The 16,198-nt window shown below is 62.2% G+C and carries 17 protein-coding genes; 13 read left to right on the top strand and 4 right to left on the bottom strand.

Going from position 1 to position 16,198, the window contains the following annotated elements; all coding sequences use genetic code 11:
• The first annotated feature begins 141 nt into the window (after nt 1-141).
• From DS839_RS25505 to DS839_RS25445, 13 genes are all read left to right on the top strand, one after another.
• Nucleotides 142-804: a FadR/GntR family transcriptional regulator gene (locus DS839_RS25505; RefSeq protein WP_368911915.1), complete on the top strand. Its 663-nt coding sequence runs from the start codon at nt 142-144 to the stop codon at nt 802-804.
• Nucleotides 805-811: 7 nt separating this feature from the next.
• Nucleotides 812-1,987 carry a PLP-dependent transferase gene (locus tag DS839_RS25500; RefSeq protein WP_119273472.1) on the top strand — a complete coding sequence of 392 codons (1,176 nt, stop codon included), beginning with the start codon at nt 812-814 and terminating at the stop codon, nt 1,985-1,987.
• A 23-nt stretch (nt 1,988-2,010) separates the two neighbouring features.
• Complete coding sequence (locus tag DS839_RS25495) at nt 2,011-3,288, top strand: ABC transporter substrate-binding protein (RefSeq protein WP_119273315.1); 1,278 nt, start codon at nt 2,011-2,013, stop codon at nt 3,286-3,288.
• A gap of 209 nt (nt 3,289-3,497) precedes the next feature.
• Entirely contained in the window at nt 3,498-4,412 is a 915-nt protein-coding gene (locus DS839_RS25490) for a carbohydrate ABC transporter permease (protein ID WP_119273314.1), read from the top strand.
• 1 nt (nt 4,413) lies between these two features.
• Nucleotides 4,414-5,259, top strand: a complete 846-nt coding sequence (locus DS839_RS25485; protein ID WP_119273313.1) for a carbohydrate ABC transporter permease — start codon at nt 4,414-4,416, stop codon at nt 5,257-5,259.
• Nucleotides 5,260-5,261: 2 nt separating this feature from the next.
• Entirely contained in the window at nt 5,262-6,317 is a 1,056-nt protein-coding gene (locus tag DS839_RS25480) for an ABC transporter ATP-binding protein (RefSeq protein WP_119273312.1), read from the top strand.
• Nucleotides 6,318-6,558: 241 nt separating this feature from the next.
• Nucleotides 6,559-7,512, top strand: a complete 954-nt coding sequence (locus tag DS839_RS25475; protein ID WP_438816548.1) for a sugar-binding transcriptional regulator — start codon at nt 6,559-6,561, stop codon at nt 7,510-7,512.
• Nucleotides 7,513-7,673: 161 nt separating this feature from the next.
• A complete protein-coding gene (locus DS839_RS25470; RefSeq protein WP_119273310.1) occupies nt 7,674-8,990 on the top strand; it encodes an ABC transporter substrate-binding protein in 1,317 nt (438 codons plus the stop codon).
• A 281-nt stretch (nt 8,991-9,271) separates the two neighbouring features.
• On the top strand, nt 9,272-10,135 hold the full coding sequence (locus DS839_RS25465) for a carbohydrate ABC transporter permease (protein WP_119273309.1): 864 nt from the start codon (nt 9,272-9,274) through the stop codon (nt 10,133-10,135).
• A gap of 2 nt (nt 10,136-10,137) precedes the next feature.
• Complete coding sequence (locus DS839_RS25460) at nt 10,138-10,968, top strand: carbohydrate ABC transporter permease (RefSeq protein WP_119273308.1); 831 nt, start codon at nt 10,138-10,140, stop codon at nt 10,966-10,968.
• Complete coding sequence (locus tag DS839_RS25455) at nt 10,968-11,978, top strand: ABC transporter ATP-binding protein (protein WP_119273307.1); 1,011 nt, start codon at nt 10,968-10,970, stop codon at nt 11,976-11,978. Before DS839_RS25460 ends, DS839_RS25455 begins: the two co-directional genes overlap by 1 nt.
• Nucleotides 11,968-12,738 carry an L-iditol 2-dehydrogenase gene (locus DS839_RS25450; RefSeq protein ID WP_119273306.1) on the top strand — a complete coding sequence of 257 codons (771 nt, stop codon included), beginning with the start codon at nt 11,968-11,970 and terminating at the stop codon, nt 12,736-12,738. The genes DS839_RS25455 and DS839_RS25450 overlap by 11 nt, the downstream gene beginning before the upstream one ends.
• A gap of 18 nt (nt 12,739-12,756) precedes the next feature.
• Nucleotides 12,757-13,533: an SDR family NAD(P)-dependent oxidoreductase gene (locus DS839_RS25445; protein ID WP_119273305.1), complete on the top strand. Its 777-nt coding sequence runs from the start codon at nt 12,757-12,759 to the stop codon at nt 13,531-13,533.
• Between the two features lie 11 nt (nt 13,534-13,544).
• On the opposite strand, the gene tolA is transcribed toward DS839_RS25445, so the two are convergent.
• The 4 genes from tolA to DS839_RS25425 are packed head-to-tail and all read right to left on the bottom strand — an operon-like array spanning nt 13,545 to nt 16,074.
• Nucleotides 13,545-14,522, bottom strand: coding sequence for a cell envelope integrity protein TolA (tolA, locus tag DS839_RS25440; RefSeq protein ID WP_119273304.1), 978 nt, complete (start codon nt 14,520-14,522; stop codon nt 13,545-13,547).
• Complete coding sequence (locus DS839_RS25435) at nt 14,519-14,962, bottom strand: ExbD/TolR family protein (protein WP_368911914.1); 444 nt, start codon at nt 14,960-14,962, stop codon at nt 14,519-14,521. Before DS839_RS25435 ends, tolA begins: the two co-directional genes overlap by 4 nt.
• Nucleotides 14,959-15,573 (bottom strand): MotA/TolQ/ExbB proton channel family protein, encoded by a 615-nt coding sequence (locus DS839_RS25430; protein ID WP_368911912.1) that lies wholly within the window; start codon nt 15,571-15,573, stop codon nt 14,959-14,961. The genes DS839_RS25435 and DS839_RS25430 overlap by 4 nt, the downstream gene beginning before the upstream one ends.
• Before the next feature lie 45 nt (nt 15,574-15,618).
• Complete coding sequence (locus DS839_RS25425) at nt 15,619-16,074, bottom strand: hypothetical protein (protein ID WP_119273302.1); 456 nt, start codon at nt 16,072-16,074, stop codon at nt 15,619-15,621.
• Between the last annotated feature and the right edge of the window lie 124 nt (nt 16,075-16,198).

The raw sequence follows: 16,198 nt of genomic DNA, 5'->3' as shown, positions 1-16,198 counted from the left end.
TTTCTCCCTCTTGAAGCTTGACTCAACTGGTCTGACAGCCTGACCGCTTGAAGTCAGGACAGAGAGAGAAGCGTCTTGAAATCCAAGCCTGCGCCGTCTGCTTTTCTGGGTCCGGTCAAGAGCCAAACCCTTGACTCTGCTGTGATTGATGCGCTGGCGGCCTATGTCGAGGAAGCCCACATCGCGCTGGGGGAAAAACTCCCTTCCGAGCGCATGCTGTGCGAAAGGCTGGAAGTCAGCCGGCCCACGGTCCGCGAGGCCCTGAAGCGCTGGGAGGCGCTCGGCATCGTCGAGATGCGCAAAGGCTCGGGCGTTTTCCTGCGCAAGGCGGTCGGGCGCAACATCCTGCATGTGCCGCTGGTCCTCAGCCAGTCATCGAAGGTCAAGAGCCTGCTCTATGGCTTGCAGGTGCGCCGCGCGCTCGAGGGCGAGGCCGCCGCCATTTGCGCCGCTTCCGCTTCGCCCGACCGCATCGCCATGATCGAGACGGCGCTCGACCGCATGGAGCGCGCCCATGCCAAGGGCAATTCCTCCGAGGAGGACTGGGAATATCACCAGTCGATCATCGAGGCGACCGGCAATCCGCTCTTCACCCAGATCATCCAGTCGATGCGCGACCTGGTGCATCAGTTCTGGGAGAACCCGCTGCAGCTGCCGAATTTCGCCGAGGCGTCCTTCCCGTTCCACCGCAGCATGTTTGACGCGATAGCGCGGCGCGATCCGGAAGCGGCGCGCGCCGAAGCGCTCAAGATCATCGACAGCGTCGGTGAGGAAATCCGCGAGGCCTATCCAAATGAAGCATGAGAGCCGCATGACCGACGCCGCGGACGCCGCCATCGCAGCCGCTTCGCTCATCGTCACCGATGATGCGCCGCATCTCCACGACCCCGTCGTCGGACCGATCTACCAGACCTCGCTCTTCACCTTCAAAGACTATGCCGAAATGCGCAACGCCTTTGCCGGCGAGCGCAATGGCTACATCTACAGCCGTGTCGGCAATCCGACGGTGCATGATTTCGAACGCCGCATCGCCGCCCTCGAGCAGGCCGAGGCCGCCCGCGCCTTCTCTTCCGGCATGGCGGCGATCAGCTCGACCGTGCTCTCTATCGTCTCCTCGGGCGACCGCATCCTCGCGGTGCGAAATTGCTATGGCGATGCCTATCGCTTCTTCGAGAAGCTCCTGCCGCGCTTCGGCGTCACGGTCGACTATGTCGACGGGTCCGATGCCGAGGCGGTCGAGGCAGCCCTTCCCGGGGCCAGGCTCCTCTATCTCGAAAGCCCCTCTTCCATGGTCTTCGAGCTGCAGGACATAGGGCGCCTCGCCAAGGCTGCCCGCGCCCAGGGCATCATCACCGTCATGGACAATTCCTGGGCGACGCCGATCTTCCAGAAGCCTGTCACCCATGGCGTCGATCTGGTGCTCCATTCCGCCTCCAAATATATCGGCGGCCACAGCGACACGGTGGCGGGCGTGGTCTCAGGCTCGACGGCGCTCATCGCCCGGATCAACGAGCTCACCCATCCTTTCCTCGGCGCCAAGCTGTCGCCGCTCGAGGCTTTCCTTCTCACGCGGGGCCTGCGCACCTTGCCCTTCCGGCTCAAGCGCCATATGGAAAGCGCGCTCACTCTTGCCGAGCGCCTGCGCGGACATGCGCATGTCACCAAGATCCATCATCCGGTCTATTCCAACCATCCGGGGCGCGCGACCTTGTCGGGTTTCACCGGCCTCTTCACCTTCGAGGTCGATGAGGCGATCGACATCCCGCGCTTCGCCGATCTCTTGAAATTCTTCCGCCTCGGCGTCAGCTGGGGCGGGCATGAGAGTCTTGTCGTGCCGGTCGCTGCATCGCTCGCGCAGACGCCGGGCGTCAATTCCTTCGACCGCTTCAACGTCAGCCCGCGGGCGATCAGGCTGCATGTCGGATTGGAGGATGCCGAGACGCTGTGGGCGGATCTCGAGAACGCCCTGGCGAAGAGTGTGACGTGAGAACCAACAAGGGAGGAGACCACATGAAAAGACTGCTGCAGACAATCATGTTCGGCGCCGGCATCGCCGCTCTGGCGAGCGTTGCTTCGGCCGAGACCAAGGTGCAACTGGTGGAGGTGATCACCAGCCCGCAGCGCACCGAATTCCTGCGCAAGGAGCTCGATGAGTTCGAGAAGGCCAATCCCGACATCAAGGTCGAGATCGTGTCGCTGCCCTGGGGCCAGGCCTTCGAGAAATTCCTCTCTATGGTGCAGGCGGGTGAGACACCGGACATCGTCGAGATGCCGGAACGCTGGATGGGCCTTTATGGCAATAACGGCCAGCTCGAGGATCTCGGCCCCTATATGAAGGACTGGCCGGAATTCGGAACCTTGGGCGACCGCGCCAAGGTTTTCGGCTCCACCGTCAAGAACACGCAATATATGATTCCCTATGGCTATTACGCCCGCGCGATGTTCTGGAACAAGAAGCTCTTCGCCGAAGCCGGCCTCAAAGAAGCGCCGAAGACGATCGATGAGTTCATCGATGCGTCCAAGAAGATCTCAGGCCTCGGCAACGGCAAATACGGCTATTGCCTGAGGGGCGGCCCCGGCGCCTTCGGCGGCATCCAGATGTTCATGAACATCATGGACGGCAAGCCCGGCTTCTTCAACGAGGACGGCACCTCGACCTTCAACGAGGAAGGCTCGGTCAAGGCGCTGCAGATGCTGCAGGACATGTACAAGAACGGTCTCGTGCCGAAGGACAGCGTGAGCTGGGGCTTCAACGAGATCGTGACCGGCTTCTATACCGGCACATGCGCCATGCTCGACCAGGATCCGGATGCCTTGATCGGCATCGCCGAGAAGATGAAGGCCGATGATTTCGCCGTGGCGCCGATGCCGGTCGGTCCCAATGGCAAGTCCTATCCGACCTTGGGCTATGCCGGCTGGTCGATGTTCGCCGACAGCCCGGCCAAGAAGGAGTCCTGGAAGGTCATCGAGTTCCTGTCCTCCAACAAGCAGAATCTCGAATGGGCCAAGGTGGTGGGCGTGCTGCCGATCCACAATGGCGCCGACCAGGATGCGCATTTCAAGACCGAGCAGTTCAAGGGCTGGTTCGAGGAACTCGCGAACCCCGACAAATATGTGTTCGTGACGCCGCCGACGCATCTCGAGAATCTGGGCGTGTTCTATGATTCCATGGTGCCGACCGGCTTCCAGCAGATCCTGCTCGCAAAGCGCAGCCCGAAGGAAGTGGCGGATGAATGGGCCACCTTCCTCACCGCCGAGCAGAAGAAATGGATGGAAAGCAATAAGTAGGTAAATGGTAGAAAGCGAAAGCTGTCACCTGAATCTTCCCCTCTCCCGTTGCGTAGCAATGGGAGAGGGTGCCCGGAGGGCGGGTGAGGGCTCTTTGCCTCAGCTAGAACTGTTCTTTAAAATCAAAGTGCGCTGCACGAAAGAGCCCTCATCCGGCCTTCGGCCACCTTCTCCCACGCGTCCCGCGCAGGAGAAGGGGAAAGCATGAAATGACAGTTCTCGTCGAAGACATTGGGGGATTGCAGCGGCAAGCCGACCGGCGCCGGTGGCTCGAACCGTGGCTCTATCTGAGCCCGGCGCTCGTCATCATCTTCACCATCCTCATCGTGCCGCTCATCATCGGCATCGGCTATTCCTTCCGCAAGTTCTCGGCCTTCCGCTCGGAATTCGTCGGCCTCGGCCAATACCGTGCGATGCTCGGCGATCCCGTCCTGCATGGCGCGCTCATCAACACCTTCTGGTGGACGGTCTGGAGCCTCGCTCTGCAGTTCTTCTTGGGCCTCGGCCTCGCTCTCCTGCTCAACCGGCCCTTCCACGGCCAGAAGCTGGTGCAAGGCCTCGTCTTCCTGCCCTGGGCGGTACCGATCTTCCTGACCGGCCTCACCTGGGCGTGGCTGTTCAATCCGCTCATCGGCCCCTTGCCGCATGTCTTCCATGCGATCGGCCTTCAAGCCGAGCCCGTCACCATCCTGGCCGATCCCGCAACAGCCATGTGGGGGCCGATCATCGCCAATGTCTGGTTCGGCATCCCCTTCTTCGCCATCACGCTGCTCGCGGCGCGCAAATCCATTCCTTCCGAGCTCTATGAGGCCGCCGCCATCGACGGCGCCTCGCCCTGGCAGCAATTCACCAAGGTGACGCTCCCCTTCCTCGCCCCCACCATCGCCATCACCGTGATGCTGCGCACCGTGTGGATCGCGACCTTCGCCGATCTCATCTATGTCATGACGGCGGGAGGGCCGGCGGGCTCCACCAACACCATCGCCACCTACATCTATGTCTCGGCCTTCAAATCGCTCGACAAGGGCTATGCCTCGGCCATCGCCGTCCTCCTGCTCGTGCTTCTCATCGCCTATGCGCTGATCGTCATCCAGATGCGGCGCGCGCTTCTGAGGGACACCTGACATGCCCGGCCAGTCCCTCCTCCAGCGCCTCCTCGGCCAGATCGGCCTTTACGCCGCCGTCGCCGCCTATGTCGCCTTCGCGCTGCTCCCGATCTATTGGACGATCAAGATCTCGGTGACGCCGCAGGATCTGCTCTATAGCGAAGGCATCCGCCTGTGGCCGAGCCGCATGACGCTCGCCAATTATGCGAGCGTCCTCGAGGCCACCGACTTCCCGCGCTATTTCCTCAACAGCATCCTGGTCTCGGTGGCGACGGCGGTGATCGTCACCGCGGTCGCGTCCTTCGCCGGCTACGCGCTGTCGCGCTTCCGCTTCCGCGGCAAGGCCATGGTGAGCCTCGTCCTGCTTCTCACCCAGACCTTTCCTTTGGTGATGGTGATCCCGCCGATCTATCGGATCATGGGCCAGATCGGCCTCACCGACAGTCTCTATGGGCTCATCATCATCTACACCGCCTTCAATATCGCCTTCGCGACCTTCCTGATGCAGTCCTTCTTCGACGGCGTGCCGAAGGATTTGGAAGAAGCGGCGATGATCGACGGCTGCACGCGCCTCATGGCGCTCCGGCGCGTGATCCTGCCCTTGACGCTGCCCGGCATGGGCGCCACCGTTGCCTTCGTCTTCACCGCCGCCTGGAGCGAGTTGCTGTTCGGCCTGATGCTGATCAACAGCGAGAGCCAGAAGACCTTCTCGGTCGGGCTTCTCACCTTCATCGGCAAATTCGCCGTCGACTGGGGGCAGATGATGGCGGCCTCGGTGCTGGCCCTCATCCCGGTCTGCCTGTTCTTCCTGTTCCTGCAACGTTATCTGGTCACCGGCCTCACCGCCGGCGCCGTCAAGGGCTAATCATGGCTTCCGTTTCCCTGCGCAATGTCCACAAGGCCTTCGGACCGATCACGGTGCTCAAATCGATCGATCTCGACATCGCCGATGGCGAGTTCGTCGTGCTCGTCGGCCCGTCGGGCTGCGGCAAGTCGACGTTGCTCAGATCCATCGCCGGGCTCGAGACCATCAATGGCGGCGAGATCCGTATCGGCGAACGGGAGGTCAATCACGTGGCGCCCAAGGATCGCGACATCGCCATGGTGTTCCAGTCCTATGCGCTCTACCCGCATATGGATGTGCGGCGGAACATGGCGTTCAGCCTCAACTTGCGCAAGAGCCCTCAGGCCATGATCAGCGAACGCGTCGGCGCCGCCTCGCAGAAGCTCGGCCTCGGCAGCCTGCTCGAGCGCCTGCCGAAGCAGCTTTCCGGCGGCCAGCGCCAGCGCGTCGCCATGGGGCGCGCCATCGTGCGCCAGCCCCAGGTTTTTCTGTTCGACGAGCCGCTGTCCAATCTCGATGCCAAATTGCGCTCGACCATGCGCACCGAGATCAAGGCGCTGCATCAGCAACTCAAGACGACCGCCATCTATGTCACCCATGACCAGGTCGAGGCGATGACCATGGCCAACCGCATCGTGGTGATGAATGACGGCGTCATCCAGCAAGTGGGAGCGCCGCTCGAGCTCTATGATCGCCCCGCCAATATCTTCGTCGCGGGCTTCATCGGCTCGCCGACGATGAATTTCTTCGACGCGGTCATCGAGAAGAGGTCGGCCCGCCTCGCCGATGGCGCGCTGCTGGCGCTTCCGGCCTCTACGACAGCCACTGAAGGCCAGGAAGTGGTGATCGGCATCAGGCCGGAGCATCTGCATTTCGCCGGATCAGGGATTGCCGCGACGGTGGCGGTCGTCGAACCCCTGGGCATGAGCACGCAAGTTACGCTCGATGCCGCCCAGGAGCGCGTGACGCTCTTGACGCTGGACCGGCCGCAGTTCTCGCCCGGCGATGCCCGGATCATCACGGCCAAGACCGCCGACATCCATGTCTTCCATCGCGAAAGCGGGCTTAGATTGAATTAGCAACGATTGAGAACGGCGCCTTTGCCCTCGCCCCGCTTTAGCGGGGAGAGGGTAGGGAACCATTGCGAAGCAATGGGAAGGGTGAGGGGCCTGTGTGCAATCGGATACAAGCCCCTCACCCTTCCCGTCGCTTCGCGTCGGGCCCCTACCCTCTCCCCGCTAAAGCGGGGCGAGGGCAAAGGCATGGGTTCCCATTTTCGCGCCAATGTGCAAAAGCTCATGCCCACAGGAAATGGGCAGAGTGGCGCGCAAACCCGATTCAGAAGCTGACCGGCTCGATGACGCCGCAAGGGCGGGCTGGCTCTATTACATCGCCGGCAACACCCAGGACGAGATCGCTCGCAAGCTCGGCGTGTCGCGGCAGACGGCGCAGAGGCTCGTGTCGCTCGCGGTCAGCGAGAAGCTGATCAAGGTCCGGCTCGATCATCCGATCGGACACTGCCTCGAGCTGTCGGAGAAGCTGAAAGCCCATTACGGCATCGATTTCTGCGAGGTCGTGCCGAGCGATCCGGAATCGACCTCGAGCTCGATCGGCGTCGCGGAAGCCGCCGCCGCCGAGCTCGAGCGCTACCTCGTCTCGCAGCATCCCGTCATCGTCGCCATGGGCACCGGGCGCATGCTGCGGGCCATGGTCGAGCAATTGACGCCGATGGATTGCCCGCAGCACAAGGTCGTGTCGCTGGTCGGCAATATCGCGCCCGACGGCTCGGCCTCGCTCTTCGATGTGGTGAGCCGCGTCGGCGACCGCGTGAAGGCGCCGCATTATCCGATGCCGCTGCCGGTGATTGCCACGACCGTGCATGAGAAATCGCTCCTCCTGGCGCAGAAGCCCTTGCGCAATGTCATCGAGCTGGCGCGCCAGGCCGATGTCACCTTTGTCGGCATCGGCACCGTCGATGACGATGCCGCGCTGCTGCGCGACGGCTTCGTCCGCCCCGACGAGATTCGCGCTCTGGTCAGGACGGGGGCCGTCGGCGAGATCGTCGGCTGGGCCTATGACGGCGATGGCAAGCTCATCGACGGGCTCACCAATGACCGGGTGCTGAGCGTCCCCCTGGAGCAGCCGGCAACCCGCCGGATGATCGGCATCGCCATGGCGGTCCCCCGATTCCGGGCGATCAAGGGCGCGCTGCGTGGGAAATTGATCAATGGTCTGGTCACCAATGAAAAAATGGCTGAGCTTTTGCTTGAATAACCAGCAAAAGCTCAAATTTTATTCTCTCGTAAAAACAAGACATTGTCGCAGATGTTGCAGCGCTTTTGTGCGTCGCAACAGGAAATCGGCTTGACTTCGTTTGGCAATCATATTGGGATAATGCCCACTAAAAAGGCAAATGCTCAATATGGGAGGATTCTATGAAGGCCATTCTCACCGGCATTCTCGGCGCCTTCGCCGTCGCCGCTTTGTCGACGACAGCGCTCGCCGAAACCAAGCTCACCATCGCTACCGTCAATAATGGCGACATGATCCGCATGCAGGGACTGACCGAGGATTTCACCAAGGCCAACCCCGACATCACGCTCGAATGGGTGACGCTCGAGGAGAATGTCCTGCGCCAGAAGGTGACGACCGACATCGCCACCAAGGGCGGCCAGTTCGACGTTCTCACCATCGGCACTTATGAAGTGCCGATCTGGGCCAAGAAGGGCTGGCTCGTCCCACTCGACAATCTGGGCGCCGACTATGATGTCGACGATCTTCTGCCGCCGATCCGCGGCGGCCTGTCGCTCGACGGCAAGCTCTATGCGGCGCCCTTCTATGGCGAAAGCTCCATGGTGATGTATCGCACCGATCTCATGGACAAGGCCGGGCTGAAGATGCCGGATGCGCCGACCTGGGACTTCATCGCCGATGCCGCCAAGAAGATGACCGACAAGGCATCAGAGACCTATGGCGTGTGCCTGCGCGGCAAGGCCGGCTGGGGCGAGAACATGGCCTTCCTTACCGCCACCTCCAACTCCTTCGGCGCCCGCTGGTTCGATGAGAACTGGAAGCCGCAATTCGACCAGCCGGAATGGAAGGAAACGCTCACCTTCTATCTCGACCTGATGAAGGAAGCGGGCCCTCCGGGCGCTTCCTCGAACGGCTTCAACGAAAACCTCGCGCTGTTCAATGCCGGCAAATGCGGCATGTGGATCGACGCCACGGTCGCCGCCTCCTTCGTGAGCAATCCCAAGGACTCGAAGGTCGCCGACAAGGTCGGCTTCGCACTCGCGCCCGACAAGGGTCTCGGCAAGCGCGGCAACTGGCTGTGGGCGTGGTCGCTCGCCGTGCCCGCCGGCTCGCAGAAAGCCGAGGCGGCGCAGAAATTCGTCTCCTGGGCCACGAGCAAGCACTATGCCGACCTCGTCGCGTCCAAGGAAGGCTGGGCGAACGTGCCGCCCGGCACGCGCAGCTCGCTCTACGCCAATCCGGAATATCAGAAGGCCGCGCCTTTCGCGAAGATGACGCTCGACTCGATCAACTCGGCCGATCCGAACAAGCCCACCGTCAAGCCCGTGCCCTATGTCGGCGTGCAATTCGTCGCCATTCCTGAATTCCAGGGCATCGGCACGATGGTCGGCCAGATCTTCTCCGCGGCACTCGCGGGCGAGAAGTCGGTCGATGACGCGCTCGCCGAGGCGCAGTCGGCGACGACGCGCGAAATGACCAAAGCCGGCTATATCAAATAGGACGGCACCTCCCTGGACTGGGCTGCCCGGAGCGCCGGGCAGCCATTTTCTCCGGGTGATGATGGGGGATAGTCATATGCACAGGCCTCTCCAGGTTTCCCCCTCTCCCGTTGCGAAGCAATGGGAGAGGGTGCCCGAAGGGCGGGTGAGGGCTCTCCATCTGAGCAAGCGACATTCATCGAGATCAGAGCATCCTGCACGAAAGAGCCCTCATCCGGCCTTCGGCCACCTTCTCCCACGCTGCGCGCGGGAGAAGGGAAACATGGACTAGGAGAGACGCCATGGCAACGCAGCAAACACGAGTGCTAGGCCGGCTCGCCGTAGCGCCCTCGGTCATCGTGCTGTTCCTGTGGATGATCGTGCCGCTGGTGCTCACCATCTGGTTCTCGCTTCTACGCTACAATCTCCTCGATCCGGGGAATGAGAGCTTCGTCGGACTCTTCAATTACGAATACTTCCTCACCGATCCGGCTTTCTTCGCGGCCATCGGCAATTCATTGAAGCTCGTTTTCGCGGTGCTCGCCATCAGCATCATCGGCGGCACGCTCCTCGCCCTTCTCCTCGACCAGGCCATCATCGGCCGCAGTATCGTGCGCCTCATGGTGATCGCGCCTTTCTTCATCATGCCGACGGTGAGCGCGCTGGTCTGGAAGAACATGTTCATGCATCCGGTCTCGGGGCTCTTTGCCTGGCTCATGAAGTCGGTCGGCCTTCAACCAATTGACTGGTTTGCCTCGGCGCCGCTCACCGCCGTCATCATCATGGTGGCGTGGCAATGGCTGCCTTTCGCAACGCTGATCCTCTTGACTGCCATCCAGTCGCTTGATGAGGAGCAGAAGGAGGCCGCCGAAATGGACGGCACACCACCGCTTTCATTTTTCTTCTACATAGTCCTGCCGCATCTCGCGCGCCCGATCACCGTGGTGATCCTGATCGAGACGATATTCCTCCTCAACGTGTTTGCTGAAATATATGTCACCGGCAGCGGCGGACCTGCCGGCAACCTGCCCTATCTTGTCTATTTCCAGGGCTTGCTCAATTTCGATGTCGGCGGCGCCTCCGCGGGCGGGATCGTGGCGGTCGTTCTTGCCAATATCGTGGCCTTCTTCCTGGTCAGGATGGTCGGCCGGAACCTGGAGGGTTAGCCATGGCCAGAGCAGTATCGGCACGCCGACGCGCCATCAGCACCGTGATTGCCTGGATCATCGGCTTCCTCATCTTTTTCCCGATCCTTTGGACTGTCATCACCAGTTTCAAGACGGAGCTGGAGGCTTTTTCCATTCCGCCGAAATTCCTGTTCTTCGACTGGACGCTCGAAAACTACGAGATCGTGCAGGAGCGATCGAACTACCTGCGCTTCGTCACCAATTCGCTGATACTGTCCATCGGCTCGTGCCTGGTGTCGCTTCTGGTTGCCATTCCCGCAGCGTGGTCCATGGCGTTCTCACCGGGCAAGCGCACCAAGGATCTCCTGATGTGGATGCTTTCGACCAAGATGATGCCGCCGGTTGGCGCGCTCATCCCGGTCTATCTCATCTTCCGCGACCTGGGGCTCCTCGACACGCGCGGCGGCCTGATCGCCATCCTGTTCCTGCTCGATCTGCCGATCATTGTCTGGATGCTCTATACCTACTTCAAGGAGATTCCGGGTGAGATCTTGGAAGCAGCCCGCATGGACGGCGCGTCCTTGTGGAAGGAACTCGTCTTTGTTCTCGCCCCGATGGCCGTTCCAGGCATCGCCTCGACGCTCCTCCTCAACATCATTCTTGCCTGGAACGAGTCATTCTGGACGCTTAATCTCACCACCTCATCCGCCGCACCGCTTACCGCCTTCATCGCCTCCTATTCGAGTCCGGAAGGCCTGTTCTGGGCGAAGCTTTCCGCCGCCTCGACGATGGCGATCGCACCCATATTGGTGATCGGGTGGTTCGCCCAGAAACAACTTGTCCGTGGCCTCACCTTCGGAGCTGTAAAATAATGGGCACTATCGTTCTGAAAGACGTGCAGAAGAGCTTCGGCGACGTCACCATCATCCCCAGAGCCAATCTCGGCATCGAGAATGGCGAGTTCGTCGTCTTCGTCGGCCCGTCGGGCTGCGGCAAGTCCACCTTGCTCAGGCTCATCGCGGGGCTCGAGGATGTCACGGCGGGCGAGATCATCATCGACGGCACGAACGCCGCACAGCTCCCGCCCGCCAAGCGCGGCCTCTCCATGGTGTTCCAGTCCTATGCGCTCTATCCGCATATGAGTGTCCGCAACAACATCGCCTTCGGCCTCAAGATGGCGGGCCTGCCCAAGCCCGAGATCGAGGCCAAGGTCAACAAGGCGGCGCAGATCCTTAATCTCTCCGATTATCTCGACCGCAAGCCGCGCCAGCTTTCGGGCGGCCAGCGCCAGCGCGTCGCCATCGGCCGCGCCATCGTACGCCAGCCGAAAGCCTTCCTGTTCGATGAGCCCTTGTCCAATCTCGACGCGGCGCTCCGCGTCCAGATGCGCATCGAGATCATGCAGCTGCACCAGTCGCTCGGCGCTACCATGATCTATGTGACGCATGACCAGGTCGAGGCCATGACCATGGCCGACCGCATCGTCGTGCTCAACAAGGGCAATATCGAGCAGGTGGGCTCGCCGCTCGAGCTCTACAACAGACCGGACTCGCTCTTCGTTGCGGGCTTCATCGGATCACCGAAGATGAACTTCATCTCAAGCGACGTGGCGGCGGCGCACCGGGCTCATACGATCGGTGTGCGACCCGAGCACATTGCCCTTTCACAATCGTCGGGTGAATGGGAAGGCACCATCGCGCTTGCCGAGCATCTCGGTGCGGATACGTTCCTCCATGTCGATGCCCCGAAATGCGGCCGGCTCACCGTGCGCGCCGCCGGCGAATTTCCGCAAGGACCGGGCGCCAGGATCTGGCTGACCCCGGAAAACGGCCGTATCCATCGCTTCGATGACAAGGGAAAAACGATTCGTAATGCGGCTTGAACGGAAAACAGCGGTTGTCACGGGCGGCGCGCGCGGCATCGGGCGTGCCATAGCGGAGGGCTATGCGCGTGAGGGCGCCCGGGTCTGCATCGCCGATCTTGACGATGATGCAGCCCGTGCCGCCGCCCGTGACACTGGCGGCGGCGCTTTCGCCGCGCATCTCGACGTGACGCGGATCGAGTCGATCAACCGGCTGGTGGACGAGGTCGAGGCAAAGACCGGCGGCATCGACATCCTGGTCAACAATGCCGCCATCTTCGACCTGGCGCCGATCGAGGAGATCACCGAGAAGAGCTATGATCGGATCTTCGCCGTCAATGTGAAGGGCCTGCTCTTCACCCTCCAGGCGGTAGCGAATTCCATGATCCGGCGCGGCAAAGGCGGCAAGATCATCAACATGGCCTCGCAAGCCGGCCGGCGCGGCGAGGCGCTGGTCGCCGTCTATTGCGCCTCCAAGGCCGCCGTCATCAGCCTCACACAATCGGCGGGTCTAGGCCTCATCAAGCATCGCATCAATGTCAATGGCATTGCGCCCGGCGTCGTCGACACGCCCATGTGGGACGAGGTCGATGCCCTCTTCGCCAGATATGAGGGCCGGCCCTTGGGCGAGAAGAAGCGTCTCGTCGGCGAGGGCGTTCCCTATGGCCGCATGGGCAAGCCCGAGGATCACGTGGGCTGCGCGATCTTCCTCGCTTCGCCCGAAAGCGACTATGTCGTGGCGCAGACCTTCAATGTCGACGGCGGACAATGGATGAGTTGAGTTGAAAGGATCGGAAAAGTGTATCTGGAAAAACTGAAGCTCGACGGCAAGGTGGCGGTGGTGACGGGAGCGGGCCAGGGCATCGGCGCCGCTTGCGCCCGAGCGCTCGGCGAAGCCGGGGCAACGGTCATCGTCGCCGACATGTTGCAGGATCGCGTCGATGCCAGCGTCGCCGAGCTCAAGAAGCTCAAGATCAAGGCGCATGGCGTGAAGCTCGACGTTACCAAGTCCAAGGAGGTCGATGCCGTCGCCGCCCAGATCATCAAGCAGCATGACCATGTCGACATCCTGGTCAACAATGCCGGTGTCGCCAAGAGCGACGTCAAGGCGGAAGATACCAGCGACGACCATTGGCGCTTCCACATGGATGTCAATCTCGACGGCCTGTTCTGGTGCTGCCGCGCCTTCGGGCGCCAGATGCTGAAGCAGGGCTCGGGCTCGATCGTCAATATCGGCTCGATGTCGGGCTTCATCGTCAACAAGCCGCAGCCGCAATCCTTCTACAATGCCTCCAAGGCCGCGGTGCATCACCTGACCCGCTCGCTCGCCGCCGAATGGGCCATGCGCGGTGTCAGGGTGAACGCGGTGGCGCCCACCTATATCGAGACCCCTCTCACCTCCTTCGGCATCAGGGAGAATGAGGCGATGTACAAAACCTGGCTCGAGATGACGCCGATGGGCCGCGTCGGCCAGCCGGACGAGATCGCCTCCGTGGTCCATTTCCTGGCCTCGGATGCCGCGAGCCTGATGACCGGATCGATCGTCCTCGCCGACGGCGGTTACTGCTGCTGGTAAGATCTCTCTCGCTATCTGACAGAAACCGAGATCGGGATGCGGCCGCGATAGGACCCGGCGGGCGGCGGCGGGAAAGAGGTCGCGGCCACCACCGAACGAGCGGCGGAATCGAGCCTCGAATTGCCGGAAGATTGCGAGATCGATGCCGAGGTGATGCGGCCGCTGGCGCCGATCGCGAAGGCGATGATGACCCGCCCCGAGCCGACGCTCGTGCTGATCGCAGAGCGCCGCGCTGACAGCCTCGCCTGGACGATCGAGCGATATTCGGAGCTCGATCTCCGGCCTCCCGATGACTGAGCGCTCGACTGGCCCTTGCGGGTGGCCTCCTTGGCCAAGGTGGAGCCCGCCACTGCGAGGCGGCGTGGCTGAGCCTTGGCTTTCTTCTTCGCCACCTTCTTCTCTGTCTTCTTTCCTTCGGTCTTCCTTGCTTCGGCCTTCTTTGCTTCGGCCTTCGGCTTCGTGGCCAAAGCCGGCGCCTGCGGCGTCGCGACCTTCGGCTCTTCCAGCTCGATCGGCATGGTGACCGGAGCTTCCTCGGGCGGCGTCTCGGCTTCCTGCGGCTCTTCCGCCTCTTGCGAATCTTCCACTTCCGGAGAGTCTTCCGCTTCCGGCTGGGCCTCCGGTTCCACCGCCTCCGGCCGGACCTCAGGTTCAGCCGTGTCCTCGACTTCTGGCGGCATGACCTCGGTCGGCTTCGTCTCGAGCGATGCCACGGCTTCTGCCACTTCACCATCCATGGATGCGGCTTCGCCCGGCTGGGTCTCGGTTACCTGCTCGATCTGTTCCGCCTCGGCGGCGACCGAAGGCGGCACCTCTTCGGCGACCACGCTCGTGATCTCCGCCAGCATCTCGATCTCGACACCTTCGGGCGGTGGCGGCGGCTCCATCTTCGGTGTCAGCATGAAGGCTGCGGCCGCGGCGGCATGGACACCCACCGCGAGGATGATGCAGACGAGGCGCGAGCCATGCGACAGGCCGCCGGTGTTCATGGCGTCACGGGCTCCACCGGATTGCCGTTCTTGTTGGCGATCAAAGAAAGCCTGGTGATGCCGTTGAGCGCCAGCTCATCCAGCACACTGACGATGTCGCCGTAAGTCGCGGTGCGATCGCCGCGCACATGGACGACACGGTCCTCCGTGCCGATCATCGCTCTGATCCGCGGAACGAGATCGGTTCGGGCGATCTCATCGGCGCCGAGCGATATCTTGTTGCCGGTGGCGATGGTGAGCACGATCGGGTTCTTGGGATCGGTCGGCTCGGCCGATTTGGCCTGCGGCAGATCGACCTTCATGCCCGAGCTCAGCATCGGGGCCGCCACCATGAAGATGATGAGCAGCACGAGCATGACGTCGACCATGGGCGTGACATTGATCTCCGCCATGGGCGCCAGATCGTCGCCGTCACTGTCGGCGGAGAGGTTGAAGCTCATGCGATCTTCTTCCGCAAGGTGGAGACAGGGGCGTTCTCGCGGGCGAGCCTGGTGCCATAATCCTCGATGCGCCGGTTGAGGCCGCGCGACGTCGTGCCGAAGGCGGCGGCGAGACGATTATAGGCGAAGGCCGCCGGTATGGCGGCGGCAAGGCCGATCGCCGTCGCGGCGAGCGCCTCGGCGATGCCCGGCGCCACGATGGCAAGGCTCGTATCCTTGGCCGCGGCAATGCCGGCAAAGCTCGTCATGATGCCCCACACCGTGCCGAACAGGCCGATGAAGGGGGCGACCGAGGCGATCACCGCAAGATTGGGCAGGCCGCGCTGGCAAGATTCGACGAGCTCTTGGGCGCGTCGGCGCATTGCCGCGATGATGGCGCTGCGCCGGTCGGCCTCGGCGGCCGAGGCTTGTGCCTCGAAGGCCTCCTCGCGTCCGGCCGCGAAGATCTTGCCGATGAGCTCGCCCATGCGGCTCTTGTTGGCGCCTTCGCTGCGGATCGCGCGGCGCAAGCGGCGAAGCGTCCATAAGGCCTCGAAGATGATGATCCAGCACCAGAGCGATGCGGCAATGAGGATCGCGATCACCGCTTTCACCACCGGGCCCGCCTGCATGAACATTTCGACGGGGGATATTTCTCCACCTTGCATATCGGTCACTCACTTGTAGAAACGGGTGGCGAGGCGGGACGACACGGCGAGCCGGTCGAGACAGGCCTCGGGCGCGGCATCGGGCGCGCAGCTCGCGACATCATTGAGCAGGACGCCGGAAATCTCAGGGCACTGAACGTCGATCGAAAAGATCTTGACGCTGGTCTTCTTCGACCTGACCGGCCCCATCTCGGCGATCAGCCGCTTGGCGATGCCGCCATCCTTGCCGAAGATGATGAGATCGGTCTTCAGCGACTGGAGCGGCTTGCCGGCCTTCTCCTCGATGAGGAAATAGGCCTGGCAGGCGTCCTTCACCGGCTCGAGCTTGTTGAGCTCGAGGGCAATATCGTCCTTGGCGGAAGCGGCCGCGGCGAAGCTCGAAAGCGCCAGGGCAACGCCGAGCAACAGGCTCATTGCCCTGAGCGAATGGCGCTTGGAAATAGGATCGGTTCGTTCCAGATACATTCAGGCCCTTGCACATTATTCTTGGTTTTGCTGGGTTTTCGGCCTGGCTGCGGGGCGCAGTGTAAATACCCGACTTCTTGAGTCAAGTTTTGTCCATATCGATTCTTTTAATCCTATTTTCGGT

Source organism: Taklimakanibacter deserti, assembly GCA_003574785.1.
Note: the sequence above shows the minus strand (reverse complement) of the source record. Positions and strands in the feature narration are given on the sequence as shown.